13 protein-coding genes are annotated in these 26,348 nt (G+C 76.0%); 10 read left to right on the top strand and 3 right to left on the bottom strand.

From position 1 onward, the window contains the following. Window positions 1-9 precede the first annotated feature (9 nt). Entirely contained in the window at window positions 10-1,455 is a 1,446-nt protein-coding gene (locus tag FH609_RS25430) for a hypothetical protein (protein WP_139671904.1), read from the top strand. Between the two features lie 78 nt (window positions 1,456-1,533). Here the strand turns inward: FH609_RS25430 and FH609_RS25435 are convergent, their stop codons facing one another. Next, complete coding sequence (locus tag FH609_RS25435) at window positions 1,534-2,907, bottom strand: PP2C family protein-serine/threonine phosphatase (RefSeq protein ID WP_139671907.1); 1,374 nt, start codon at window positions 2,905-2,907, stop codon at window positions 1,534-1,536. Window positions 2,908-3,124: 217 nt separating this feature from the next. On the opposite strand from FH609_RS25435, the gene FH609_RS25440 reads away from it, so the two are divergent. The 3 genes from FH609_RS25440 to FH609_RS25450 all read left to right on the top strand — a co-directional run bounded on the left by FH609_RS25440 (window position 3,125) and on the right by FH609_RS25450 (window position 11,576). Then, window positions 3,125-4,576, top strand: coding sequence for a HEAT repeat domain-containing protein (locus tag FH609_RS25440; protein ID WP_139671910.1), 1,452 nt, complete (start codon window positions 3,125-3,127; stop codon window positions 4,574-4,576). A 304-nt stretch (window positions 4,577-4,880) separates the two neighbouring features. Next, complete coding sequence (locus FH609_RS25445) at window positions 4,881-8,480, top strand: hydantoinase B/oxoprolinase family protein (RefSeq protein WP_139671913.1); 3,600 nt, start codon at window positions 4,881-4,883, stop codon at window positions 8,478-8,480. 264 nt (window positions 8,481-8,744) lie between these two features. After that, window positions 8,745-11,576, top strand: a complete 2,832-nt coding sequence (locus tag FH609_RS25450; RefSeq protein WP_139671916.1) for a glycoside hydrolase family 88 protein — start codon at window positions 8,745-8,747, stop codon at window positions 11,574-11,576. Between the two features lie 497 nt (window positions 11,577-12,073). Here FH609_RS25450 and FH609_RS25455 read toward each other — a convergent pair whose 3' ends face one another. Then, the gene (locus FH609_RS25455; RefSeq protein ID WP_139671919.1) at window positions 12,074-12,523 is read right to left on the bottom strand and encodes a Crp/Fnr family transcriptional regulator; all 450 of its coding nucleotides are present in this window, start codon (window positions 12,521-12,523) and stop codon (window positions 12,074-12,076) included. A 164-nt stretch (window positions 12,524-12,687) separates the two neighbouring features. On the opposite strand from FH609_RS25455, the gene FH609_RS25460 reads away from it, so the two are divergent. The 4 genes from FH609_RS25460 (at window position 12,688) to FH609_RS25475 (ending at window position 22,570) form a co-directional block, all read left to right on the top strand. Continuing rightward, the gene (locus FH609_RS25460; RefSeq protein WP_139671922.1) at window positions 12,688-15,186 is read left to right on the top strand and encodes a SpoIIE family protein phosphatase; all 2,499 of its coding nucleotides are present in this window, start codon (window positions 12,688-12,690) and stop codon (window positions 15,184-15,186) included. Between the two features lie 126 nt (window positions 15,187-15,312). Continuing rightward, complete coding sequence (locus FH609_RS25465) at window positions 15,313-16,866, top strand: hypothetical protein (protein ID WP_226961944.1); 1,554 nt, start codon at window positions 15,313-15,315, stop codon at window positions 16,864-16,866. Beyond that, window positions 16,863-17,726 (top strand): hypothetical protein, encoded by an 864-nt coding sequence (locus FH609_RS25470; RefSeq protein ID WP_139671929.1) that lies wholly within the window; start codon window positions 16,863-16,865, stop codon window positions 17,724-17,726. The genes FH609_RS25465 and FH609_RS25470 overlap by 4 nt, the downstream gene beginning before the upstream one ends. Window positions 17,727-17,788: 62 nt before the next feature. Then, window positions 17,789-22,570, top strand: a complete 4,782-nt coding sequence (locus FH609_RS25475; RefSeq protein ID WP_139671932.1) for a hypothetical protein — start codon at window positions 17,789-17,791, stop codon at window positions 22,568-22,570. Here FH609_RS25475 and FH609_RS25480 read toward each other — a convergent pair. Further along, complete coding sequence (locus tag FH609_RS25480) at window positions 22,459-22,884, bottom strand: hypothetical protein (protein ID WP_193318041.1); 426 nt, start codon at window positions 22,882-22,884, stop codon at window positions 22,459-22,461. The genes FH609_RS25475 and FH609_RS25480 overlap by 112 nt on opposite strands. A gap of 232 nt (window positions 22,885-23,116) precedes the next feature. On the opposite strand from FH609_RS25480, the gene FH609_RS25485 reads away from it, so the two are divergent. Both FH609_RS25485 and FH609_RS25490 read left to right on the top strand, forming a co-directional pair. Next, window positions 23,117-25,672, top strand: a complete 2,556-nt coding sequence (locus FH609_RS25485) for a nitrate- and nitrite sensing domain-containing protein (protein WP_139671936.1) — start codon at window positions 23,117-23,119, stop codon at window positions 25,670-25,672. Window positions 25,673-25,705: 33 nt separating this feature from the next. Continuing rightward, window positions 25,706-26,143 (top strand): roadblock/LC7 domain-containing protein, encoded by a 438-nt coding sequence (locus FH609_RS25490; protein WP_139671939.1) that lies wholly within the window; start codon window positions 25,706-25,708, stop codon window positions 26,141-26,143. Window positions 26,144-26,348 lie beyond the last annotated feature (205 nt).

The raw sequence follows: 26,348 nt of genomic DNA on the forward strand, positions 1-26,348 counted from the left end.
GGGCTTGACGTGAACAGAGGACCCAACACCAGGCTGGCGGACCTGTTCAGGCTCGCCGGGTGGTCGAAGGGAGAACTCGCGAGGCTGGTGAACCGGCAGGCGGCGGCCCAGGGCTTCCCGCAGCTGGCGACGGACACCTCGCGGGTGCGTCGGTGGATCGACACCGGCGAGACCCCGCGCGACCCCGTTCCCGAGGTGTTGGCGACGCTGTTCACCGAGCGACTCGGCCGTGTCGTGACCATCGAGGACCTGGGGTTGCGCCGGCCAGGGAGCGCGGGGCGAAGGCCGTCCCTCCACGGACTGCCCTGGACCCCCTGGCGGACGGCCTCGGTCCTCACCGAATTCACGGGAATGGACCTCATGCTCAACCGACGCGGCATGGTGGGCGCGGGCGCCGCGCTCGCCGCCGGCTCCGCACTCAGCGACGCCATGCACGACTGGCTCACCACGACCCCCGGCCACGCCGGCGGGTCCCCCCACGACAGCACCGGCCTGGACCGTTACGAAGCCGCCCCGATCGGCTCCGAGGAGATCGAGGCCCTGGAACACTCGGTCGAGGTGTTCCGGGCCTGGGACGCGGCCCGGGGCGGCGGCCTGCAACGCAAGGCCGTGGTCGGCCAACTCAACGAGGTGGGCGGCCTGTTGGCCTACCAGCACCCGGAGCACCTGCGCAGGCGGCTGTGGGGCGTGGCCGCCAACCTCGCGGTGCTCGCCGGCTGGATGTCCCACGACGTGGGGATGGAGGCCACCGCCCAGAAGTACTTCGTGATCGCCGCGCACGCCGCCCGCGAGGGCGGCGACCGGCCACGGGCCGGCGAGGCGCTGTCCCGCGCGGCCCGGCAGATGGTCCATCTGGGCCGGCCCGACGACGCGCTGGACCTGATGCGGCTGGCCAACGCCGGCATGGGCGACGAGGCGCTGCCCCGCACCCGCGCGATGCTGCGCACCATCGAGGCGTGGGCGCACGCCTCGATGGGCCACGGCCAGGCGATGCGCCGCACCCTGGGCGAGGCGGAGGACCTCTTCGTCTCCGACCGGGGCGACGTGCCGCCGCCCAGCTGGATGCAGCTCTTCGACGAGGCCGACCTGCACGGGATGCAGGCCCTGGCGTACCGCACCCTCGCCGAGCACGACGCCTCGGCCGCGCCGCACGCCGAGCGGCACGCCAAGCAGGCCCTGGCGCTGCGGGCCGGCGAGCTGAAGCGGGCCATGATCTTCGACCAGATCTCGCTGGCCTCGGCCTGCTTCATCGCCGACGACCCCGAACAGGCCGACCGCTACGCCCGGTTGGCGCTGGCCTCGGTCGGCGAGAACTCCTCGCTGCGCACCTGGGACCGGCTGCGCGAGATGTACCGGCTCACCGGCTACTACGCCGGCTACGCCCGCATCGAGGAGCTGCGCGAGGAACTGGCCCAGTCCATCCCGCGCCCCAGCGGCGCGCAACGTCTGGTCTAGGCCAGGGAACGGCCCCCGGCCGGTCGCCGTTCCCGCCCCGGTGGAACGGGTGCGGCGGCCGGGGGCGCGGGGGGCGGCTCAGCGGCCGACGCGCGCCACCAGCACGCAGGCGTCGTCGTGCCGGTCGTGCTCGGCGCGCTCCTCGACGATCAGCCGCAGGCACTCGGCCGCGCTGCCGGCGGCGCTGAGCCGGCCGGCCAGGTCGATCAGCCGGTGGTCCCCGGCATGGCCGGTCACCCCACGCTCGGGGATGTCCGAAAACAGTCCATCAGTGTGGAGCACCAGCACGTCCCCCGGCCGAAGCGGGTCCGTCCGTTCCGCATACGCGGTGTCGCCCACCGCGCCCAGCAGGGTGCCCGTGGGGCGGGGCAGCGCCCAGCCCGTGCCGTCCCGGCACAGCAGCGGCGCCGGGTGCCCGGCCTGCGCCCACACCAGGCTGCGGTCGGCCGGCTCGAAGCGGCAGCACAGCACGCTGGCGAGCACCGGGTGCGCGCCCCGGTCCAGCAGCTGGTTGAGATGCCCCAGCAGCGCCGCCGGCGACTGCCCGGCCAGCGCGATGCCCCGGATCGCGCCCAGCGCCGTCGCCGTCCCCGCCACCGCAGCCGGGCCCCGGCCCGCCAGGTCCCCCACGCTCAACAGGCTGGCGCCGCCCGGGAGTTCCAGCGCGTCGCACCACTTTCCCGTCAACGGCGCCGAGCGCCCGGCCGGCACATAGCGGGCGGCCACCTCCAGGCCGCCCGGCCCGGTCGACGGCGCCCCGTGCGCCTCCTCGGCCAGCGCCCGTTCCACCTCGCGGCCGGCCACGCCCCCGCGCCGCCCCCGCGCGCCGGGCCCGCGCTGGCTCGGCACCGGGTGCCGCACCTCGTCGACGTCCCGGATCATCGCCCACAGCGCGACCGTTCCCCCGTCGTCGTCCAGCACCGGCTCCCCGGCCATCCGCACCGTGCGCAGCGTGCCGTCCGGCCTGGTGATCCGGAACTCGCAGTCCATCGGCCGCCCGTCCACCAGGCACCCGGTGACAGCGGCGGTCAGTGCCGGCTGGTCCTCGGCCGGCAGGAACGACGGCAGCTGGTCCAGCGTGAGCGGCCCCTCGCGCTGCGGGCGGCCGAAGATCGCGTACAGCTCGTCCGACCAGATCGCGCCGTCCGTCAGCAGGTTCCACTCGGCGCTGCCCACCCGGGGCGCGGACGAGGCCGGGGCCGGCGGGCCCGGCGCGGTCCGCAGCTCGTGGAGCTGCTCGCCCACGTCGTCCAGCCAGCTGCCGACCAGCTCCCACGCCGCGCGCCGCACCGGCTCGCCCGCCGTGGCGCGCGGGTCGGCCCGGCGCGCGGCGTCGAGGTCCTCCCGCAGTCGGCGGGCGCGGGCGATCAGCTCGTCGAGGGTCGGCCCGGCGTGCGCGGCCTGCGCGACCGGCGGCTTGATCGGGGGCTGGGGATTCTGGGAGGAGAGCATGGCTGACCTCGAAACGGCGAGTCGGGCCTGACGGCCGGAGCGGTCGGCGCGGACGACTCCAGACTGTTGCACAGCCCTACCCGCTCCGTAAGAGATTCAGCCGCCGCATGGGGCGCGCACGGTGGCACATCGGGTGTAGAACCTGTGTCACCGGCAAGGAGCCGACCAGACGGAAATCCCGTTGCCCCCGATAGCCACGCACCGGATGCTGACTCATATGTTCGCCAGTCCGACCGAAACCGACATAGCGCCCAGCTGGACCCTTCTGGGTCTCCTCCAGCGGGGGCGCGGTGACGGGTGGCTGCACGCCCTGGCCGCCCCCCGGGCGGAGGCGGTGGCCGCGTTGGAGCACTGCGTGCTCCACGATCCACGCGCGGACTGGCAGCTGGAGCGCCGCTCCCTCTACTACGCCAGGCTCTACCTCGAACTCGGCGCCGACCTGCGGCCCATCGCCGAGCACCTCTTCGACGCCGAGGACGCCACCCGCTCCGACGAGGAGCGCACCGGGCTCGCCCTCTCCGTCCTCGGCCACCTCGCGACCTACGGCCGGGGCCACGCGCTGAAGCTGCTGCGCGGCTACGCGGTGCGCGGCGCCAACTGGCGTTGGGCGCTCGACGAGTTGGCCGTCCGGGACAGCGACGCCGGGCTGCGGGCGCTCGGCCCGCGCATCCTGGACCGCTTCCCGACCACCGAGGAGGGCGAGGCCGCCCTCGCCTCCGCCGTCCGGGACTCCTTCGAGCCGCGCCCCTGGCGCATCTGGGCCGAGGACCCGGACCGCCCGGCGCAACGAAAGCGCCTGACCGCCGCCCTGGAACAGGGCGACTTCGACCGCTGGCAGCGCCAGCTCCGCCCCTCGGGACCGCGCCCCGGCTGGTCCGTCGCCTCCGTCCTCGACTGGGCCAGGGACGGCTACGAACAGAGCCCCCGCCAGTGGCGCGAGGCCCCGGCGGCCCGCTGCCTGGCCGCCGTCGCCGGGCCCGAGGACCGGCCGGCGCTGCTGGCCGCCGCCGCCGGCGGCCACCCCGCCGCCCGCGCCGCCGCGCTGCGCCACCTCGCCGACCGGGCCGACCCCCGAGCCCTCGCCCTGATCGAGGCGGCCACCGCCAGCCCCGACCCCGACCTGCGGCGGGCCGCGCTCACCGCGTTCTCCCGCATGGACGGCGCGGCGACGTTGGCCCAGGCCCGCGAGTGGGCCGTGCGCGGCGACGAGTTGGGCACCACGGCCGCCGCGCTGCTCGCCAGGCGCGGCACCGCGACCGACGCGCCCCGGGTGCTGGCCGCGCTGCACCGCGCGGCGCGCACGGGCGGCGCCGACAGCCGCGAGCTGCGGCCCCTGGTGGAGGGCGTGGGCCGGCTGTGCGTGACGGCCGCCGTGCCCGTGCTGCGCCACCTGTACCGCGAGACGCCCTCCTCCCAGCTGCGCTGCCACGCGGCGCGCGCGCTGGCCGCGACGGACCCGCACTTCACCAACGGGCTGGCCGTCGAGTGCCTGTGGGACTGCGAGGAGGAGACCCGCCAGCTGGGCGCCGAGTCCGTGCCCACCGGGGACGCCCGGGTGATGGAACGGATGCACAGCCTGGCGCGCGACCCGGCCGAACAGGCCGGCGTGATCAGCGCGGTGCGCGGCCGGCTGGGCCGGCCGCGCGACCGGAACGAACCGGCCGGCTGAGGCCGCCCATGCGCCGGCGCGGCGGGGTGCGGTCGACAGCGGTGGTGGGTGGTCTGGGTGTGTGGTCGGGTGCGGGCCCGTTGACGGTTGCTCGCGCAGTTCCCCGCGCCCCCTCACACCTCAGGGGCGCGGGGAACTGCGCGGGTGATGTGGGACCGGCCGCAGATGACAACGGAGAGCGGTGCGGCAATCTCCGCGCGAAGGCGCGCTCCGCGCGCCCCGCGCCGCCCCCGCGCGGCCGCAGGCCGCGCGGTCCGCTAGGGCCCGCCGGCCCGAGGCACGGTCCACCTGGCACGATGGCCGGATGGACGACGCGCGCTGGGAGTTCTGGATCGACCGTGGGGGCACGTTCACCGACGTCGTCGGGCGGCGGCCCGACGGGCGGCTGGTCACCGACAAGTTGCTCTCCCACGCGCCCGAGCGCTACCGCGACGCCGCCGTCGCCGGCATCCGCCGGATGCTCGGGCTGGCCGAGGACGAACCGGTGCCCGCCGAACGCGTCGAGATCGTCAAGATGGGCACCACCGTCGCCACCAACGCCCTGCTGGAGCGGCGCGGCGAGCCCACCGTGCTGGTCACCACCGCCGGGTTCCGCGACGCGCTGCGCATCGCCTACCAGAACCGGCCCCGCCTCTTCGACCGGCACATCCAGCTGCCCGAGGCGCTCTACGACCGCGTGATCGAGGTACCGGAACGCGTCGGCGCCGACGGCACCGTGGTGCGCCCGCTGGAGCGCGCGCCGGTCACCGAGGCGCTGCGCGCCGCGCACGCCGACGGCTTCCGCAGCGCCGCCGTGGTCCTGATGCACGGCTACCGGCACCCCGAACACGAGCGCGCCGTCGGGGAGTTGGCCAGGGCCGCCGGCTTCACCCAGGTCAGCTGCTCGCACGAGGTGAGCCCGCTGATCCGGCTCGTCTCGCGGGGCGACACCACCGTCGTGGACGCCTACCTCTCCCCGGTGCTGCGCCGCTATGTCGAGCAGGTCGCCGACGAACTGCGGGGCGTGCGGCTGATGTTCATGCAGTCCGGCGGCGGGCTGCGGGAGGCCGGGAACTTCCGGGGGAAGGACGCGGTGCTCTCCGGGCCGGCCGGCGGGGTCGTCGGGATGGCCCGCGCCTGCGCCGAGGCCGGCCACCACCGGGTGATCGGCTTCGACATGGGCGGCACCTCGACCGATGTCTCGCACTACGCCGGCGCGTTGGAACGGGTCTTCGGCACCGAGGTCGCCGGCGTGCGGATGCGCGCGCCGATGATGGACATCCACACGGTGGCCGCCGGCGGCGGCTCGCTGCTGCGGTTCGACGGCGCCCGTTACCGCGTCGGCCCCGCGTCGGCCGGCGCCCACCCGGGCCCCGCCTGCTACCGGCGCGGCGGCCCGCTGGCCGTCACCGACGCCCAGGTGATGCTCGGCCGCATCCAACCCGCCCACTTCCCCCGGGTGTTCGGCCCGCGCGGGGACGAGCCGCTGGACGCCGAGGTGGTCGGGGAGCGGTTCGCCGAGCTGGCCCGGGAGATCGCCGAGGCCACCGGCGACGACCGGGGTCCCGAGGAGGTCGCCGAGGGCTTCCTGGACATCGCGGTGCTCAACATGGCCGGCGCCGTCAAGAAGATCTCCGTGCAGCGCGGCCACGACGTCACCCGTTACGCCCTGGCCAGCTTCGGCGGCGCCGGCGGCCAGCACGCCTGCCGGGTCGCCGACGCGCTCGGCGTCGACACCGTGGTGGTCCCGCCACTCGCCGGGGTGCTGTCCGCCTACGGCATCGGCGTCGCCGACGCCACCGTGCTGCGGGAGCGCTCCGTCGAGGCCGAGCTGACCGAGGAGAGCCTGCCCGCCGTGGAACGGGTCGCGGCCGAGCTGACCGAGCGCGCCACCGCCGCGCTGCGCGCCGACGGGGTGCCGGCCGAGGCCATCGACCCCACCGTCCGGGTCCACCTGCGGTACGCCGGAACGGACGCGGCGCTGCCCGTTCCGCTGGCCGACCGGGCCGCGATGGCCGCCGCGTTCGCCGAACTCCACGCCGCCCGCTACGGGTTCACCATGGACAAGCCGCTGGTGGCCGCGACCGTCGCCGTCGAGGCGGTGGGCGCGGCCGGCGGCCACCAGGACCACCTCGCGGCGCTGCCGCCCCGCCCCGGCCCGATGCCGGAGCCCGACACCGTGCGGATGTGGACCGGCGGCGCGTGGCGCGACGTCCCGCTCCACCAGCGCGCCGGGCTGCGCCCCGGCGACGCCGTGGCAGGGCCCGCCATCGTCGCCGAGGACGATGCGACCACCGTTGTCGAGCCGGGCTGGCGGGCCACCGTCGGCGCACGCGGCCACCTGCTGCTCGACCGGGTCACCCCGCGCCCCCGCACGGTCGCCGTCGGCACCGAGGTCGACCCGGTGCGCCTGGAGGTCTTCAACAACCTCTTCATGTCCATCGCCGAACAGATGGGCGTGCGGCTGGAGAACACCGCGCACTCCGTCAACATCAAGGAGCGGCTCGACTTCTCCTGCGCCCTCTTCGACGACCGGGGCAACCTGATCGCCAACGCCCCGCACATCCCGGTGCACCTGGGCTCCATGGGCGAGTCCATCAAGGAGGTGCTGCGCCGCAACGCCGGCCGGCTGCGGCCGGGCGACGTCCACGCCATCAACGACCCCTACCACGGCGGCACCCACCTGCCGGACGTCACCGTGGTCACCCCGGTCTTCGACGACGCCGGCGAGCGGCTGCTGTTCCTCGTCGCCTCCCGGGGCCACCACGCCGAGATCGGCGGCATCACGCCCGGCTCGATGCCCGCGTTCAGCCGCACCATCGACGAGGAGGGCGTCCTCTTCGACAACTGGCCGCTGGTGCGCGAGGGCCGGCTGCGCGAGGCCGAGACCCGGGAGCTGCTCTCCTCGGCCCGTTACCCCTCGCGCGGCGTGGACGCCAACCTCGCCGACCTGCGCGCCCAGATCGCCGCCAACGAGCGGGGCATCGGCGAACTGCGCGCCGTCATCGACCAGTTCGGCCTCGACGTCGTCCAGGCTTACATGCGGCATGTGCGGGACAACGCGGAGGAGGCGGTCCGCCGGATCATCGCCACCCTGGACGACGGCCACTGCCGCTACCAGACCGACGCCGGCGCCGTGATCGAGGTCTCCGTCACCGTGGACCGGGAACGGCGCTCGGCCGTCCTGGACTTCGCCGGCACCTCGCCGCAGCAGCCGGGCAACACCAACGCGCCCAGCTCCGTGGTGCTGGCGGCCGTGCTCTATGTCTTCCGCACCCTGGTCGCCGACGACATCCCGCTCAACAGCGGCTGCCTGGCGCCGATCGAGGTCCGCATCCCGCCCGGCTCGATGCTCGCCCCCCGCCACCCGGCGGCCACCGTCGCCGGCAACGTCGAGACCTCCCAGGCCGTCACCGGCGCCCTCTACGCGGCGCTCGGCGTCCAGGCCGAGGGCTCCGGCACCATGAACAACGTCACCTTCGGCAACGAACGGGTCCAGTACTACGAGACGTTGGCCAGCGGCTCGGGCGCCGGCGACGGCTTCGCCGGCGCGGACGCGGTGCAGACCCACATGACCAACTCCCGGCTGACCGACCCCGAGGTGCTGGAGTGGCGCTACCCGGTGCGGGTCGCCGACTTCCGGGTGCGCGAGGGCAGCGGCGGGCGCGGGCGGTGGCGCGGCGGGGACGGCGTGGTGCGGCGGCTGACGTTCCTCGAACCGATGACGGTGGCCCTGCTGACCGGTCACCGCCGGGTGCCGCCCTACGGCATGGCCGGCGGCGCGCCCGGCGCGCTCGGCCGCAACGCGGTCGAACGGGCCGACGGCACGGTCGCCGAACTCGCGGGCGCCGACAGCGTGGACGTCGGCCCGGGCGACGTGCTCGTCGTGGAGACCCCGGGCGGCGGGGGCTACGGCACGCCCTGAGCGGCGCACGCACGGAAAAACGCGGAAAGGATTGACGCCCCTCCGCCGGGGTGCGATTTTCACTGGCGAGGGCCGTGCCACCCCTTTCTGCACTCTCCCCACCCGCGTCGCCGCGCACCAACGCCCCACCCAGCACCGCCCGTTGACCGCTCCCGGCGGTGGCCGAAAGGCTTTGCCGAAAAGCGGAAAGCGGGTGCCCAGCCCGTGCGCCTCGACGACCCCACCCGCCGATCCGGCCAGCCGACCGCGAGGACGCCCACCGCCATGCCCCAGGAACCGCACCCCGCAAGCCCCCAACCCGCCCCCGAAGCCCGGGGGTTCGACCGCAGATCGCTGCTGCGCTCCACCGCCGCCGGCGGGCTCGCCCTGTTCGGCGGCGTCGGCCACGCGGGCCAGGCCCGGGCCGCCGCCCCCGCGACCACCCCGGCGCACGGCCCGACCGCCGCCGCCCCCGCGACCCGGGCCGCCGCCAGCACGCCCGGCGAACTGTTCGCCGCCTGGCAGGCCAACCCCGGCGACCACCCCCAGATCCCCGACGTCTCCCACGCCGGCTACCGGGGCGGCGCCCCCATCCCCGACGTGCCCACCGTGGTGCGCGCCGCCGACCACGGCGCCGTCCCCGACGGCACCACCGACAACACCGACGCCATCCAGCGCGCCATCATCGCCGCCGCCGACGCCGGCGGCGGGGCCGTCGCCCTCGCGGCCGGCGACTACCGCTGCGACGGGTTCCTGCGCCTCAACCGCTCCGGCGTGGTGCTGCGCGGCGAGGGCCAGGACCGCACCCGGATCGTCTTCACCCGCAGCCTGGAGGAGATCCTCGGACCCAACCTGGAGGACGGCAAGTCGCAGTGGTGCTGGTCCGGCGGCCTGATCTGGATCGGCCCGACCGACACCTTCGACTCCCGCCTCCAACTGCTGGACTGGGCCGGCCAACCGGTCGACATGGCGCAGAACCAGACCAACTCCTGGGAGCAGTGGCGCGGCGGCGGCGACGGCGAGGGCAGCCGGCTGGCCCGCGTCGTCGGCGACCCGCCGCGCGGCACCGCCACGGTCAAGGTCGACACCACCGCCCAACTCATCGCAGGCCGGCACGCGTTGATGACCTGGCGCTCCCGGGGCGCCGAGGGCGACTTCGGCCTGCTCAAGCGGCTCGGCGCGCACCCCCTGATGCGCGACGGCTACGACTGGCCCACCGCCGACCGGATGTACGCGCCCGCCACGCCGCGGTTCCGCTGGCCGGTGCGGATCGCCTCGCTCACCGCCGAACACGTCGCCCTCGCCCAGCCGCTCAGGATCGGCGTCACCGCCGCCGAACTCGACACCGACTTCCAGACCATGGGCCAGGTCATCACCGAGTCCGGCGTCGAGCACCTCACCATCGTCACCGCCGGCGCCCACGACCCCGCCGAGGGCCACCTCACCGACCGGGGCGCCAACGGCATCTTCTTCAACCGCGTCATCGACTGCTGGGCCAGGGACATCGCCATCGAACAGGCCGAGAACGGCGTCCTGTTCTCCTGCGCCAAGTCCGTCACCGTCGAACGGTTCGCGGTCCGCAGCGAGTTGAAGGTCCACCACTTCACGGCCGTCCGCTCGTTCTCCGCCGACATCCTCCAGCAGGACTTCACGCTGGACGCCCCGCGCGTCTGGCACGGCATCAACCACGAGTGGCTGGCGTCCGGCTGCGTCTGGTCCCGAGGCCACCTCGCGCACGGCACGTTCGACTCCCACCGGGGCCTGCCGTTCGACAACGTCCGCACCGAGATCACCCTGGAACGCAACGACGGCCAGGTCGGCGGCGCCCCCTACGCCGGGCCGCGCAACGGCCGGCGCATCGCGCACTGGAACGTCGAGAACCGGGGCACCTCGGGCACCGCCGTCTTCCAGCCGGACATGCTCACCCACGGCGCGCTCGTCGGGATGCGCGGCCCACGCGACGACCGCTGCGCCGACGCCATGGTCTGCGGCGACAAGAACGTCGTCGAGGTCGGCACCGGCGCCGTGCCCGAACCGGCCAACCTGCACGCCGCCCAACGCGCCCTGCGGCTCGACGTCCCCCCGCTGGAGCGGGCCGCCGTCGTCGAAGCCCTGCGCCGCGTCGCCGACCACTGGATCGCCACCCACCCCGAACCCGGCAGCAACGAGTGGCACAACGCCACCTACCACAGCGGCAACGTCGCCCTCTTCCGGCTGACCGAGGACGCCCGCTACCTCGACCACAGCCTGCGCTGGGCCGAACACCACGGCTGGGGCCTCAACGGCGGCGTCGAGACCCGGTTCGCCGACAACCACGCCGCCGGCGACGTCTACCTCGACCTCCACGAGATCGACCCCGCCCCGAACCGGCTGGCCGCCATCGAGGCGTCGCTGCACCGCATGACGTACACCGACCGGCCGGAGAAGAACGACGACTGGTGGTGGACCGACGCCCTGCACATGGCGATGCCGCCACTCGCCCGCCTCGGCGCGCTCCGCGACGACCCCGCCTACTGGGCCAAGATGTACGCCCTCTACGACCACACCAAGCGGCGCGAACGCGGCCCCGGCCTCTACAGCTACCGGCACGAACTCTGGTTCCGCGACGGGAACTACCTCCCCGGCGGCATCGCCTCGCCGGGCGGCCGCGACGTGCTGTGGTCGCGCGGCAACGGCTGGGCGATGATGGCGCACGCCAAGGTGTTGCGGGCGCTGCCGGCCGACGAGGAGCACGTCGTCGAGTACGGCTGGAACCTGGAGGGCGTCTCCCGCGCCCTCCGCGACGTCCAACGCGCCGACGGCTTCTGGAACGTCTCGCTGCGCGACCCCGACCACTTCGGCGGCCGGGAGACCAGCGGGACGGCGATGCACCTCTACGGCCTGGCGTACGGGGTGCGCACCGGGCGGCTCGACCGTGACACCTACCTGCCGGTGGTCACCCGCGCGTGGAACGCGCTGGTGCGGGACGCGATCCGGGAGGACGGGCTGCTGGGCTGGGTCCAGGGCGTCGGCTACGAACCGGAGTCGAGCCAGCCCGTCACGGCGACGACGACCAGCGACTTCGCGGTGGGCGCGGTGCTGCTGGCCGGAACGGAGGTCGCTGCGCTGGCTTCCTGAGGCCCGGCGCTGGGCGCCGGGCCGCGCTCGACTATGCGCCGGGGTGGTGTCTCGCCGTTGTCGTCTCCGGTCGGTCCCCCATCACCCGCGCAGTTCCCCGCGCCCCTAGGGGGGACCAGGGGCGCGGGGAACTGCGCGAGCAACGGTCGACGGGTCTGCACCCGACCACGCACCGGGACTGCCCCCCACCGTTGTCGTCTGCGGTCGGTCCCACATGACTCGCGCAGTTCCTCGCGCCCCCAGGGGGGACCAGGGGCGCGGGGAACTGCGCGAGTAACCGTCGACGGGCCTGCACTCGACCACGCGCCGGGACCGCTCCCCACCGTTGTCGTCTGCGGTCCGTCCCACATGACTCGCGCAGTTCCCCGCGCCCCTGAGCGCCCAGGCGCCTGAAGGGGCGCGGGGAACTGCGCGAGCAACCGTCGACGGGCCCGCACTCGACCACGCACCGGGACCGCCCCCCACCGTTGTCGTCCGCGGCCCGCCCCCGCGCAGGGCTAGCGCCCCGCGTGGGGGGCGAAGAGGTCCAGCAGGCGCACCCGCGCCGCCTGAACGCGGTACGCGAGAATCTCCGCGATCACCCGCAGCAGCGCATACCCGAACGCCGGGTCCTCGTCGCACAGCGCCTGCACCTCGGCCCCCTGGAACTCGTACGCCCGCACCGGACTCAGCGCCTCCGCGCCGAAGTCCCACTGGAACGGCGGAAACAGCCAGGACCAGCCCAACAGGTCACCGGACTCCAGCGAGGAGACCGCCGTCGGCCGGGGCCCGGCCAGCCGCAGGTCCAGCGTCACCGTTCCCGACCGGACGATCCAGAACCGGTCGGCGGTGCCGCGTTCCTCGAAGATCCGCTGGCCCTGCTCGAAGGACACCTCGCCCGCCAGCGCCATCAGCCGTTCCCGATGGCCCGGCGGCAGGACGCGCAGCAGCCGTCGTGGAGCGGTCATCGCCGCCTCCTCCCGGTTCCGGTCGGGTGGTCCGGTTCCGCTCCTCCATTGCACTCCCAACGGAGCAGTCCCGCATCCCCGGCCGGCGCGGAGAAGTCGCCGGGCGGGTCACGGTCCGCGACAGTGAGACGGAAGGGCTGCGTCCGGCGGACCGAGGGAGGAACGTGTGCGCGATCCCGACACCCGGTGACCCGGGCGGTCCGTCCGGCGAACCGGTGGTGTTGCTGGAGGTCGGCGACGTCCACGACGGCGTCGGCGGCGACCTCGGCGGGGACTGTGTGGTCCTGGCCGTGACCCCGGCCTCGGAGTGGCTGACCGGCGTGCCGGCCGAGGAGCTGCCCGGCACCCCGCTGGCCGACCTGATCCCCGACGCCGAGGCGCGCGCGGCCGTGGTGGACGGCGCCGTCGGCCGCTGGCCGGTCACCGTCGCGCGCCGCGAAGGCGGCCGCGTCGAGGCCCAGCTCGACATCTTCCCCACCCTCATCGGCCACCCCGTCCGCCGCCTGGTCGCGCTCACCGAGGCGGCCGCCGCCCGCCGGCAGGAGGAGGACCGCTCGCTGGTCAGGGCGCTCTTCTCACAGCAGCAGGTCGGGCTCGCCATCCACAACGAGGAGTTGGCCGTCACCCGGATGAACGCCGACCCCAACGACTGGGCCACCCGGAACGAACGGCTCGGCCTGCACCACGGCCTGCCCGTGACCCTCGACGAGATCATGGACCCCGGCGACGCCAGGGCCGTCGGCGACCGGCTGTCCCGCGTCGCCGCCACCGGGGAGCCGTTGATCAACTGGGAACACACCTACCGCCGCGTCGGCTCCCCGGAGCAGGAGCAGAAGCTGTCGGTCACCTCGCTGCGCCTCAACAACTCGCAGGGCGAACTCCTCGGCGTGATGAGCGTCTACACCGACGTCACCGAGGAGCACCAGACCCGGCTGCGGCTGGCCCTGCTGCACCGGGCGGCGCAGCGGATCGGCCCCTCCCTCGACGTCACCCGCAACGCGGAGGAGCTGGCCCGGGTGCTGGTCCCCGACTTCGCCGACCTGGCCGCCGTCGACCTGGGCGAACGGGTCCTCAGCGGCGACGAGCCCGGCCCTGAGGCGCTGTCCCGCGACCGGGTCAGACGCGTCGCGACCGCCGAGGCCCACGGGCGCTGGCCCGACGAGGTGCAGCCGCTGGGCGCCACCTTCCGCATCGAGATGCCACCCGACGCCGGCTCGCCCGGCGGCCAGGCCATCCGCAACCAGGCGGCCGCCGCCCTGCACACCCTCGGCGCCGACGAGGAGCCGCCGTCGACCCACAGCACCGCCCCGCTGCTGCTGCCCCGTTCACCCGGCTCGCTGATGGTGGTGCCGCTGCGCGCCAGGGGCCAGGTGCTGGGCACGCTCGCGCTGTGGCGCTCGCCGGACCGCGCCCCGTTCAGCGAGGCCGACGCCGACCTCGCCGAGGAGGTCGGCTCCCGCGCCGCGCTCAGCCTCGACAACGCCCGCCGCTACACCCGCGAACACCACACCCTGGAGACCCTCCAGCGCAGCTTGCTGCCGCCCCCCGACTTCGAGGTCACCGCCGCCAGCACCGCCGGCCACTACGTGCCGGCCGAGACCACCGCCGGCATCGGCGGCAGCTGGTACGACGTGATCCCGCTCTCCTCCGCGCGGGTCGCGTTCGTCATCGGGGACGTCGCCGGCCACGGCCTCAACGCCACCGCCACCATGGGCCGGCTGCGCACCGCCGTGCAGACGCTGGCCGACATGGACCTCGCCCCGGACGAGTTGATGACCCGGCTGGACGACCTGGCCATCCGGCTGGCCGAGTTCGCCTCGGCCGAGGAGGACGGCCAGGGCGGCGCGATCGGCGCCACCTGCCTGTACTGCGTCTACGACCCGGTCAGCGGCGAGTGCACCCTGGCCAGCGCCGGCCGGACGCCGCCCGTCGTGGCCCAGCCCGGCGAGTCGGCCGAGGCGATGCCCATGAAGCCGGGCCCGGCGCTCGGCGTGGGCGGCGCGCCGTTCGAGACGTTCTCGCAGCGGGTGGGCCCGGAGAGCGTCATGGCGTTCTTCAGCGAGGAGTTGGTCGCCGAACACCCGCAACGCTCCGCGTCCGGCGACGCCGAGCCCGGCCAACAGGACGCGAGCGCCGACCGGATGGCCGAGCTGCGCGCCCAGATGACCCGCGCGGCGGCCAGCGACCGTTCCCCGGCCGACGCCGGACGCGCCGTCCTCGACCGGCTGCTGCCCGAACGGGCGCCCGCCAACGACATCGCGCTGCTCGTCGCCCGGGTGCGCCCGCTGCCGCCCGACGCCACCGCCGACTGGCAGCTGCCCGCCGAGCCCTCCGTCGTCGGCCGCGCCCGCGACCTCGTCCTCGGCAAGCTGCGCGAGTGGGACCTCGCCGAGAACGCGTTCCCCACCGAACTCATCATCAGCGAGCTGATCACCAACGCCATCCGCTACGCCGGCGGCCCCGTCGGCGTGCGCCTGATCCGCGACGAGGTGCTGATCTGCGAGGTCTCCGACCCCAGCGAGACCCAGCCGCACCTGCGCCGGGCCCGGCCGACCGACGAGGGCGGCCGGGGCCTGTTCCTCGTCGCCCAACTCGCCCACCGCTGGGGCAGCCGCTACACCGCCACCGGCAAGACCATCTGGACCGAACAGCCCCTCGGCTGAGCCCCCACGGCCGATCGCAAGACCCCGGCGTGCGGCCCCCGTTGAGGCCCCGCGCGCCCGCCGGGGACAACAGCCGCATCCGTGCCGAATCGAGCGTTGTCGGTGGCACCGCCTAGGGTGTGCCTCGTGACCGCACCATCACCGAACGGCAGCACCGCCGCCCGGCCAGCCCCGCAGGCGCCGCAGGCCCCGCCGGCCGCGTCCCGGCCCGCCCCCGGGCCCGCCGCCGACGAGGGCCTGGCCCGCCGGCTGCGCGCCCTGGCCTGCACCGCCCCGCTGCACGACCTCGACGTCCGCAAGGCCAACCTGGCCGGCGAGTACGCCCGTTACGCGATGGCCGAGGTGGCGCTCGCCGCGATCGACCTGGTCACCCTCAGCATGGACTTCGACACCGGCGCCGAGCACGAGGACGTCATCGCCCGCCTGCTGCCCAGGATCGCCGCCCAGGCCCCCACCCGCCCCGCCGCCGAACACGGCCGCGTCGCCCGCTGGGTGCTGGACAACCTGATCAACGTCGGCAGCGTGGACCGGGGCTTCCGCGCCGTCTACGGCACCTTCGGCGCGGACGGCGAATACACCCGCAGGGACTACGACTTCAAGCTGATCGAGGAGGTCCAGGGCCCCGGCGGCGGGGTCTACCTGCGCACCACGGACGAGGCGGTCAACGTCCTGGTCGGCGCCCTCGACACCGACGTCACCAGCGCCCAGATCGCCGCCGAGGTCAAGCTGGAGGTCCTCATCAACAGGGGCCGCCTCGCCGACGCCCAACTCGCCGCCGAACAGGCCCGCTACCGCACCGTCCAGTACGCGGAGACCCTCCGCCGCACCCTGGAGACCACCCGGCGCGACGTCCGCGCCGTGGACTGGCTGCGCGCCGTGCCCGACATGGTGGACGAGGCACTGGACCACATCGCCGACCGCTACCGCCACGAGAACGCCATCCTCACCCACATCCGGCACGCCAGGGACGAGGCCGTCGACCCCGAACACAAGCTGCGCGCCGCCGAGTTGGTGGACATCGTCCGGGACTGCATCCGCCGCCACACCCAGCTCCAGTCCCGGCTGCTGGAGGCCGGCCCGCTCTTCCGCGCCGAGCAGGACCGGCAGGCGTTCGCCACCCCCGCCGCCCGCGCCGGCGTCGACCTGTACGGGCAGCTGCTCGGCCCACTCCTGCCGAGGCCGGTCGCCGAGGCCACCCGCGTCACCGACGCCTACTTCGCCCGGGGCACCGGGCCCCGCCCGCCCGGCGCCGTCCGCCTCGCCGACCTGGTCGAGCAGCTGCTGACCCCGCCCGCGCCCCGCGAACACCTGGGCGCCGAGCTGCCCGAGCCCGACCTGGTGGCCACGCCCGACGACAGCCGGTTCAGCGAGGCCCAGCTGGAGGCCGCCATGGAGCTGCTGCGGCTGCCGCCCGACGCGCCACGCCGGCTCTCCGGGCTGCTCGCCGACGCCCGCGCCCGCGACCCCGAACTACCCCACCTCATCGCCCTGTTGGCCGCGCACGCCGCCAGCCCTCCGGTCGGCACCGCCTACCGCCAGGGCGAACGGCGGCTGCTGTTCGCCGTGGACGACGGCACCCCGCTCAACGACCAGGACTTCGGCGGCGCCGACCTCGTCGTCGGCACCGCCCTGCTCGACGCGGCCGGCATGGCCGCCGCACGCACGGAGACCACCCCATGACCATCCCCGCCCCCGCCTCGCCCGCCCAGACCGGCCCCACCGCCCTCACCCCGGCCGACGCCGCCGACGCCGCCCGGCTCGTCTCCTTCGGCCTGACGCCCAAGCTGCCGCCCGCCAGGGACCCGGACTACGCCGCGCTGCTCCGCCGCTACCAGGAGGAGCCCGCGTTCGCCCGGGTCGCCGACGCCGTCGCCGGCGGGCTCGGCCTGGTCGTGCTGGAGGTCTCGCCGCGCGCCGGGATGGCCGTCGCCGCCGCCGAGGACTCCGTCTTCGCCGTCCGCCTGGGCGAGTACGCCCGCCGCACCACCGCCGACACCGCCGACCGCTTCCTGCACGGCCTGGCCCATCTCGCCGTCGCCGCCCTCGCGTTCCCCCGCCCAGCCGACCTCGCCGACGACGACTACCTGGGCCGGATCTCCGTCAACGGCGTGGAGGCGTTCGTCCGCCACGCCTGCCAACGGCTCGCCGAACGCGCCGCCGAGCGCGGCGAGAACACCGACCCGGCCAGCGACGAGCCGGGCCTCGAAGCCGCCTGGCGGGTCTACGCCCGCCGCAGCTCCACCGGCGCCACCAAGGACGCCCGCCGGCTGGCCGGTTCGACGACCGGCATCGTCGGCAAGGCCGTCGCCTTCCTCGCCGACTCCGGCTTCCTGCACCGCGTCGGCGACGACCAGGGCGGCACCTACCGCACCACCCCGCGCTACCAGCTCCAGGTCCGCGAACTGGCCGCCACCGCCGCGCTGTCCGAGCTGACCGAGCTGGGCCTGGTCCCGGTCAGCGACGGCACCGGCACCCTGCTGCCCGGCGACCCCGAAGCCGCCGACCTCGCCGACGGCGCCGGCCTCCCCTTCCACCGCTAGCCCCCGCCCCGCCCCGTTACCCCCGACCAACGCCACCACAGGAACGCACGAGAGTCCCCGCCATGTACGAGCTGTCCCGGGTCCGCCTCTACTCCATCGGCCCAGCCGGTGCCCGCTACGCCGACACCGTGCTCGACCTGCGTGGCGTCGGCGCGCCCGTCCCCGAACCGGCCCCGGCCCAGGCGGACTTCTTCGAGGACGAGCCCACCGGCCCGCCGCTGCGCCCCGCCCCCGCCGGGGTCCTCTTCCTGGAGAACGGCGGCGGCAAGTCCGTGCTGCTCAAGCTGATCTTCTCGGTGATGCTGCCCGGCCACCGCAACACCCTGGGCGGCGCCAGCTCCGGCGTGCTGCGCAAGTTCCTCCTCGCCGACGACTGCGGCCACGTCGCCCTGGAGTGGCAGCACACCCGCACCGGCGAGACCGTCGTCGTCGGCAAGGTCAGCGAGTGGCGCGGCCGCCAGGTCTCCAACGACCCGCGGAAGTTCGCCGAGGCGTGGTACTCGTTCCGCCCGGGCCCCGGGATGAGCCTGGACTCGTTGCCCGTCGCCGAGTCCACCGCCCTGCGCCGCCCCGACACCGGCGACGGCACCTCGGGGGCGCGCGGCCGCCGCCGCACCATGAAGGGCTTCCGCGACGTCCTCACCGAGACCGGCAGGGCCTACCCCAACCTCGACGTGGTCTGGGAGGAGGTCCACGAGCGCTGGATCGAACACCTGGGCAGGCTCGGCCTCGACCCCGAACTCTTCCGCTACCAGCGGGAGATGAACGCCGACGAGGGCGAGGCGGCCGGCCTGTTCGCGGTGAAGAACGACGCGGACTTCACCGACCTGCTGCTGCGCGCCGTCACCGACCCCAGGGACACCGACGGCCTCGCCGACCTGGTGCACGGCTTCGCCGACAAGCTCGGCCGCCGCGCCGAGCTGACCGCCGAACGCGACTTCACCGCCGGCTCCGTCGAACTGCTCCAGCGCGTCACCGAGGCCGCCGGCGAACGGGAGGCCGCCCGCTCCGTGCACACCGCCGCCGAGCACCGCGCCCGGGGGCTGACCCGCCGGCTGGACGCCAGGGCCGAGCGCGAGCGCGGCCTGGCCGCCGAGCTGGCCGAGGGCGCCGCGAGCGGCGCCGAGGCCGTCGCGGCCGCCGAGCACGGCCGCGCCACCGCCGCCCGCACCGCCGCCGAACTCGCCTACCGGCACGCCTCGTTGGCGCTGGCCGCAGCCGAGCAGGCGGCCACGGCGCAGCGCCGCGAGCTGACCGAGGCCCGCACCCAGCAGGCCGCCTGGCAGGCCGCGGAGACCGTTCTCCAGCACCGCGCCGCCGCCGACCGCGCGGCGCGGGTCGCCGCCGCCATCCAGGAGGCCGAACGGGACGCGGCCCCCGCGTTGGCCGCCCGCTCCCGGGCCGCCGCCGCGCTGGTCCGCGCCCTGGGCACCGCCGCGCGGCGCGGCGAACGCACCGCCGCCGAGCACGAGGAGCGCTCCGCCGCCCTGCTGCGCGCCGCCGAGACCGCCCACCGGGACGCCACCGCCGCCGCCACCGAGGCCCAACGCGCCCGCAGCGAGGCCGAACACCTCGGCCAGCGGCTCGCCGAGGTCGAGCAGGAGACGGCTGAGGCGGTCGCCGCCGGCTGGCTCGCCGACGGCCCGGGCGCCGACCCGGCCCGCGCCGCGCTCGCCGCCGCCGACGCCGAACGCGCCGCCGTCGCCGCCTTCGAGACGGCCCGCGAGGCCGCCGCCGGCGCCGCAGCCCGCGCCGGGGAGCTGGCCGCCGAGCGGGCGTCGGCCGAGCTGGCCGCCGCCCGCGCCGCCGACGCGGCCCAGGCCGCCGAGGCCGCGCTGACGGCCGAACGCGCCACCGCCGGCGCGCTGGCCGCCGAGCCCAGGCTCGCCGAGCTGCTCGGCGTCGCGGATGCCCTGACCGTCGCCGAACTGGACGGCAACGCCGAGAGCCTGGCCCAACTCCTCGACGATTCCCTGGAGTCGACCGAGCGCCGGCTGTTCGCGCTGCGCACCGAGGCCGCCGACGACGCCCGCATCCTCGCCGCCCTGGGCGACGGCGGGCTGCTGCCGCCGGGCCCCGACGTGCTCGCCACCGTCGAGTACCTGGGCGAGCACGGCATCCCCGCGCTGCCCGGCTGGCGCTATCTCGCCCAGGCCGTCGACCCGGCCGACCACGCCGCCGTGCTCGCCGCCCGCCCCGAGCTGGTCGACGGCGTCGTCATCACCGACCAGCACAGCCACGCCCGCGCCCGGGAGGTCCTGGCCGACGCGGCGCTGCTGCCGCGTTCCGCCGTCGCCGTCGGCACCGCCGCCGCGCTGCTCGCCCCCACCCCGCCGCCCGGCGGCACCGACAGCGGCATCTTCCTCGTGCCGCCCAACCCGGCCATGCACGACGAGCGCGCCGCCGACGACGAGCGCCAGGCGCTGCGCGCCCGCGCCGGCGAACGGGACGCCGACATCAGGACGTTGGCCGCCCGCGTCACCCACGACCGCTCCCTCGCCGCCCGCCTCGCGTCCTGGCGCGCCGGCTGCCCCGCCGGCCGGCTCGGCGAGCTGGCCGCCAACGCCGAGCGCACGGCGACGGCCGCCGCCGAGGCCGAGGCGCGGCTGGCCGCGCTGTTCGCCGCCGCAGAGGAGGCCGCCGAGCGCGCCGCCGAGGCCACCGCCGCCAGGGACGAACGCCAGGAGACCGCCCAGCGCGCCCGCCGCTCCGCCGACGCCCTGGCCGGCCTCGCCTCCCGGCTGCGGGAGCGCGGCCGATGGCAGTCCCGGGTGCGGGAGTTGGCGGCCGACGCCGCCGAGGCCGAGGCCCGGGCGGCCGAGCTGCTGGCCGCCGCCCAGGACGCCGACGAGGACCGCCGCGCCGCCCAGCGCGCCGCCGACGACGCCCGCCGCACCGCCCACGCCCTCCGCGCCGAACGCGCCGAGGTCTCCGGCGCCCCCGACACACCGGACGACGACCCGGACGACACCCACGACGCGCCGGCCGAAGACGCCCACGAAGGGCCGGGCGCCGAGCCGGGCGCCGACCAGGCCGCCGACGCCCAGGGCAACGACGCCCGGGACGAGTCGGGCGACCGGGCGCGGCCCGCACGGCAGGGTGCCGACGCCGCCTCGCTGCCCGCGCTCCGCGAGGCGTACCGCTCGGCCTCCCGCCTCTACGAGAAGGTCGGCGTCGGCGCCGACCTGCGTGCCGAGCAGGCCCGCGCCGAGGGCGACGAGTCCGCCGCCCGCGCCGCGCTCGACCGGCTGAGCAACAAGGTCCGCACCCGCGCCGCCCGCCTCCTCGACGGCCCCGACGGCGCCGACGGCCCCTCCCGCCGCGCCGCCGCCGAGCGCGCCGAGGCCCACGTCCAGGCGTTGGAGGGCCGCTCGGTAGCCGCCAGCGAACGGCTCGGCCGGCTGCGCGGCGAGGCCGAGCGGCTCGCCCCGGCCGACGGCGGCGCCCATATCGAGCTGCCCGCCGACCGGGTCCCCGCCGACGCGCCCCGCGCCGCCGAGCTGCTGCGCGCCGCCGAGGCGGAGCTGGCCGCCCGCGAGGAGGCCCTCGCCGAGGCCGAGGCGGCCCACCGCCGGCTCGCCGAGCAGCACGCCGAGGCCGTGCGCGCCGCCGACGGCTTCGCCGAGATCGCCGCCCAGCTGCGCGACCAACTCCGCGACCCCACCGACGAGTCGGAGACCCCGCCGGCCCCGCCCGAGCCCTACCCGAGCGCCATCGAGGAGGCCAGGGCCGCCGTCGGCGACGCGCGCCGCGCCCTGCGCGCCGCCGGCTCCGGGCTGGCCGCCGCCGAGTCCGCCGTCCGCGACGCCTGCGACCAACTCGTCCGGCACGCCAACGCCAGCCGCTTCGAGCAGGTCCGCACCCCGGCCCGCGCCCAGATCAGGGAGCTGCCCGGCGCGGCCCTGCCCGCCCACGCCGCCGCCTGGGCCGAGGCGTTCGCGCCCCGACTGCGCGTGCTGGGCGACGAGTTGACCCAGCTGGAGCGGAACCGCGACGGCATCGTGGACCGGCTGCGCGGCCTGGTGGAGTCCGCGCTGGCCACCCTCCGCTCCGCCCAGCGGCTCTCCCGGCTGCCCGAGGGCCTGGGGGAGTGGTCAGGGCAGGAGTTCCTGCGCATCCGCTTCGACGAGCCCGACCAGGCCACGCTCACCGAGCGGCTGGGCGAGGTCGTCGACGAGGTCACCCGCGCCGCCGTCCGGAAGAACACCGACCTGCGCAGGGACGGGATCTCCCTGCTGCTGCGCGGGACGCACGCGGCGCTGCGGCCGCGCGGGGTGCGGGTGGAGATCCTCAAGCCGGACGCGGTGCTGCGCGCCGAGCGGGTCCCCGTCGGCCAGATGGGAGACGTCTTCTCCGGCGGCCAGCTGCTGACCGCCGCCATCGCCCTGTACTGCACCATGGCCGCGCTGCGCGGCAACGACCGGGGCCGCGAGGGACACCGGCACGCCGGCACCCTCTTCCTGGACAACCCCATCGGCCGGGCCAACGCCACCTACCTGCTGGAGCTGCAACGCGCCGTCGCCGACGCGCTGGGCGTCCAACTCCTCTACACCACCGGCCTGTTCGACACCACGGCGCTGGCCGAGTTCCCGCTGGTCATCCGGCTGCGCAACGACGCCGACCTGCGCGCTGGTCTGAAGTACATCAGCGTCGAGGAGCATCTGCGCCCCGGCCTGCCCCGCCTCGAGGACGGCGCCGAGCCGGTGCACGGCGAGGTCACCGCGACCCGCGTCTACCGCAGGCCCAACACGTCCCAGCCCTCCGCGCCGTCGGGATCGCCGGCGCCCGTCCCCGGGCCCGCCCCCGAGCCCGAACCGGGACCGGCGCCGGCGGCCCGGCCCTGACGCCGCGCCGCCTTCCTGGCCGCCCGGCGCTCCGCGCGCCGGGCCCTGGCGTTCGCCCTGGCCACGCTGCTCGGCACGGAGACCACCCCGTTCCGCTGCTTCCAGGACTGCGAGGTGATCCAGATGTCCAACACGGCCCAGGTCGCCACGACGGCGCTCACGATCGTCGATATGGCCATCGGCAGCACCAGCCAGGCGCCGGCCAACAGCCCGAGCAGCACCACCATCAGCTGACTGAGCGTCAGCGCGATGATGATCACCGCCCGCACGGCGGCGGCGCGCACCGGGTCCGGAAGTCGGGGTCTCGCATACACGCCGCTCTCGCTCCCTGCACGGTGAGATGCGCGGATATGTCCTCGCGCTCCATGGTAGAACGCCTTGCGCGCCCGCCCGGCACGGACCAGGATGAGGCGCCCACCGAGTGTCAACTCCCATGATTACCGGACGGTTACCGGGTCGGGCGCCGGGCCCGGTAGTAGGCTCGCGCTGGCGACACGGCGGCAGCCGTCGCGCGGGGGAGCGGCCCGGGCAGAGCAAGGGGAGGGTATGCGCGTTCGCGGTATGACGGTCCAACGCAGAATCTGGGCGCTGGTGTTGGTCCCGCTCCTCGCCCTGCTGGCGGTCTGGACGTTCACCGCCGTGCTCACCGTGAGCGAGGCGTTCTCCGCCAGCGGCTCCGCCTCCGTCGCCGGGCGGCTGACCGCCCCCGCCGAGGAGGCCATAGCCGCCCTGCAACGCGAACGCCGCACCGCCGTCGTCTACCTCGCCGACCCCCGTCGCGCCGACGCGTTGGCGGCGTTGGACGAGGCCAGGGTCGAGACCGACGCCGCGCTGCGCCGGCTGTGGCGGGCCGTCGACGGCGCGGACGGGCTGACCGGCGCCGCCGACAGCCGGCTGACGACGCTGCGCAGGACGCTCGGCGAACTCGACCGGCTGCGCGGCCAGACCGACAGCAACACCATCCCGCTCTCCGGCGCGCTCGACGCCTACAGCGACCTGACGGCGGCCGCCCTGCGGTTCCGCGCCGCGCTCCCGCCCGCCGCCGACGCCGGCGACCAGCGGCACTCCAGCGCGATCGCCGGCCTGGCCCAGGCCCGCGAGTACATATCCCAGGAAGACGCCCTGGTGGCCGGCGTGTTGGGCACCGGCCGCAGCACCGACACCGAACGGCGCGCCCTCACCGAGCTGATCGCCCGCCGCGAGGCGGTGTACGCGCAGGCCGTGCCCGACCTGCCGCTGGAGGACCGGCAGGCGCACGAGAGCTTCTGGGACAGCGGCACCGCGCGCATCCTCGCCGAGGCCGAGCAGCAGGTCGTCACCGCCACCGGCACCCTGCCGACCGACCACTGGGAGCAGTCCACCTTCGACGTGCTGGAGGGCACCGGCGTCCTGTTCGCCGACGCCGACGGCCGGCTCGACGACCGGCTGGACTCCTCCCACGGCCCGCTCGTCCTGCGGGCGGTGCTGGCCGGCGGGCTGGGCGTGGCCCTGGTGGCCGGCGCCGCCTGGTTCACGCTGCGCGGCGGCCGTTCCCTCACCCGGGACCTCACGGACCTGACGCGGGAGGCCAGGGACGCGGCCGAGGTGCGGCTGCCCGGCGTCACCCGCCGCCTGGAGGCCGGCGAGCATGTGGACGTCGAGACGGAGGCGCCCCGCCTGGAGTACGGGGACGACGAGTTCGGCCAGATCGGACGGGCCCTCAACACCCTGCAACGGGAAGCCACTTCGGCGGCCGTGGAGCGTTCCTACACCCGGCGCGGGGTCTCCGAGGTCTTCGTCAACCTGGCCCGCCGCAACCAGGTGCTGCTGCACCGCCAACTCCAGCTGCTGGAAACCATGGAACAGCGCAGCCAGGACAGCGAGGCCCGGGTCGACCTGGTCCGCCTGGACCACCTCAGCACCCGGATGCGGCGGCACGCCGAGGGCCTGGTCATCCTCTCCGGCGCCGCGCCCGCCCGCCAGTGGCGCAAGCCCGAGCACCTGACCGAGGTGGTGCGCGCCGCCGTCGACGAGATCGAGGACTTCGAACGCGTCGAGATCCGCCGCCTCCCGCCGTTCGTCGTCGCCGGCGGTGCCGTCGCCGACCTGATCCAGCTGATCGCCGAACTCCTGGAGAACGCCACGGTGTTCTCGCCGCCGCACACCGCCGTGCAGGTCTCGGGCGAACGGGTGCCGCACGGCGTCACCCTGGAGATCCACGACCGGGGCCTGGGCATGACCGCCGAGGCGCTGCGGGACGCCAACCGACGGCTCGCCGAGATCACCGAGTTCCAGCTGTCCGACACCGACCGGATCGGGCTGTTCGTGGTGGCCAGGCTGGCCGAGCGGCACCACATCAGGGTCGCGCTGCGGGAGTCGCCCTACGGCGGCACCACCGCCGTCACCCTGATCCCGGGCGAACTGCTCTCCGAGGCCGCCGAGCCGCCGCCCGTCCGGGAGCGGCTGATCCCGGCGCGCGAGCGGCCCGCGCTGCTCGACGGGCCGGTGGACGGGCCGGTCGAGCTGACGGCCTCGGTCGGTGCCAACTCCCGCTCCGGCGACGGCGCGACGGGCCGGCCCGCCACCGGCAGGCACGCGGCCGAGCGCGGCGCCGAGCGCAGTACCGAACACACCGCGGAACACCCGGCCGAGCACGGCGCCGAGCGCGCCGCCCCCAGCGAGCCGGCGGGCCCCGGCCGGCCCAGGAGCGCGCCCGTCCTGGTCGCCGACCACGGGCGGCCGGTCGGCCGGCCGCCCGAGCGGGGCGCGCCGCCCGGCGCCGGCGAGCCGGACCGCGCCGCCGGCCAGGGCGAGGGCCTGACCGGCGCCGGCCTGCCCCGGCGCGTGCGCCGCTCGGCCCCGGCGCCCGAGCGCGCGGCCGCCGCCGGCCCCGCCGGCCACCCCGAGCCTGAGCCGGTGCCCGACCTGGACGCGGAGGAGCTGCGCAGCAAGTTGGCCGCGCTGCAACGCGGTTGGCGGCGCGGCCGGGAGCAGACCGAGGAGCCGGCGCGCGACGAGGCCCCACAGGACCCGCACCAGGGAAACCCCGCGCACGCGCCCCAGCCCGCGCCCCCCGCGCACGCGCCCGACCCCTCGCCCTCCCCGAATTCCTCGAACCCGTGAAGCAGTAGGCGCCAGACCCCGAAGGCAGGACGCATGACCGAACCCGAGCCGACGACCCCCGGCCCCGCCGCGCGGAAGGGCCCGCCGGCGGCCGAGTCCGTCGATCCGCTGCTCGACGAGCTGGTCGAGCGGGTCCCCGGCATCCGCCACGCCCTGCTCCTGACCGCCGACGGCCTGGCCCGAGGCACCTCCCGCGCCCTAGGGCGGGTCGACAGCGAACAACTGGCCGCCGTGGCCTCCGGGTTCCACAGCCTGGCGCGCGGCGTGGGCCAGCACTTCGACACCGGCACCGCGCGGCAGACGCTCGTCGAGCTGGACGACGCGTTCCTGCTGGTGACGGCGGCCGGCTCGGGCAGCGCCCTGGCGGTGCTCACCGAGGCGGAGGCCGAGGTGGGGCAGGTGGCCTACGAGATGGCCCTGCTCGTCAAGCGGTTGGGCCCGCTGCTCGCGACCCCGCCGCGCCGCCCCTGACGGCGGCCGTCGACCGCGCTCCCGGGCCCGACCCGAGGCCGCCCCGGCACCGGCTCCGACGGCGCCCGGCGCGGAATGTCGCGAACGGGTGACAAAGCGGGGGACCAGGCGAACCAAGGTCGCGTGAGCGGCGTCCGAATACACGTGACGGCGGCTTCCGGGACCGACGGGGGTGGCTCCGGGACGCCGCCGTCACCGTCGCGCC

The sequence above is a fragment of the Streptomyces sp. 3MP-14 genome (assembly GCF_006334905.2).
GTDB classification, from domain to species: Bacteria; Actinomycetota; Actinomycetes; order Streptomycetales; family Streptomycetaceae; genus Streptomyces; species Streptomyces triticirhizae.

Bases quoted from the DNA above. Each gene is read 5' to 3' on its own strand.
- FH609_RS25470 (WP_139671929.1), top strand. From the start codon at position 16,863: ATGACCATCCCCGCCCCCGCCTCGCCCGCCCAGACCGGCCCCACCGCC.
- FH609_RS25475 (WP_139671932.1), top strand. From the start codon at position 17,789: ATGTACGAGCTGTCCCGGGTCCGCCTCTACTCCATCGGCCCAGCCGGT.
- FH609_RS25440 (WP_139671910.1), top strand. From the start codon at position 3,125: ATGTTCGCCAGTCCGACCGAAACCGACATAGCGCCCAGCTGGACCCTT.
- FH609_RS25445 (WP_139671913.1), top strand. From the start codon at position 4,881: ATGGACGACGCGCGCTGGGAGTTCTGGATCGACCGTGGGGGCACGTTC.
- FH609_RS25490 (WP_139671939.1), top strand. From the start codon at position 25,706: ATGACCGAACCCGAGCCGACGACCCCCGGCCCCGCCGCGCGGAAGGGC.
- FH609_RS25485 (WP_139671936.1), top strand. From the start codon at position 23,117: ATGCGCGTTCGCGGTATGACGGTCCAACGCAGAATCTGGGCGCTGGTG.
- FH609_RS25455 (WP_139671919.1), bottom strand. From the start codon at position 12,523: ATGACCGCTCCACGACGGCTGCTGCGCGTCCTGCCGCCGGGCCATCGG.
- FH609_RS25435 (WP_139671907.1), bottom strand. From the start codon at position 2,907: ATGCTCTCCTCCCAGAATCCCCAGCCCCCGATCAAGCCGCCGGTCGCG.
- FH609_RS25450 (WP_139671916.1), top strand. From the start codon at position 8,745: ATGCCCCAGGAACCGCACCCCGCAAGCCCCCAACCCGCCCCCGAAGCC.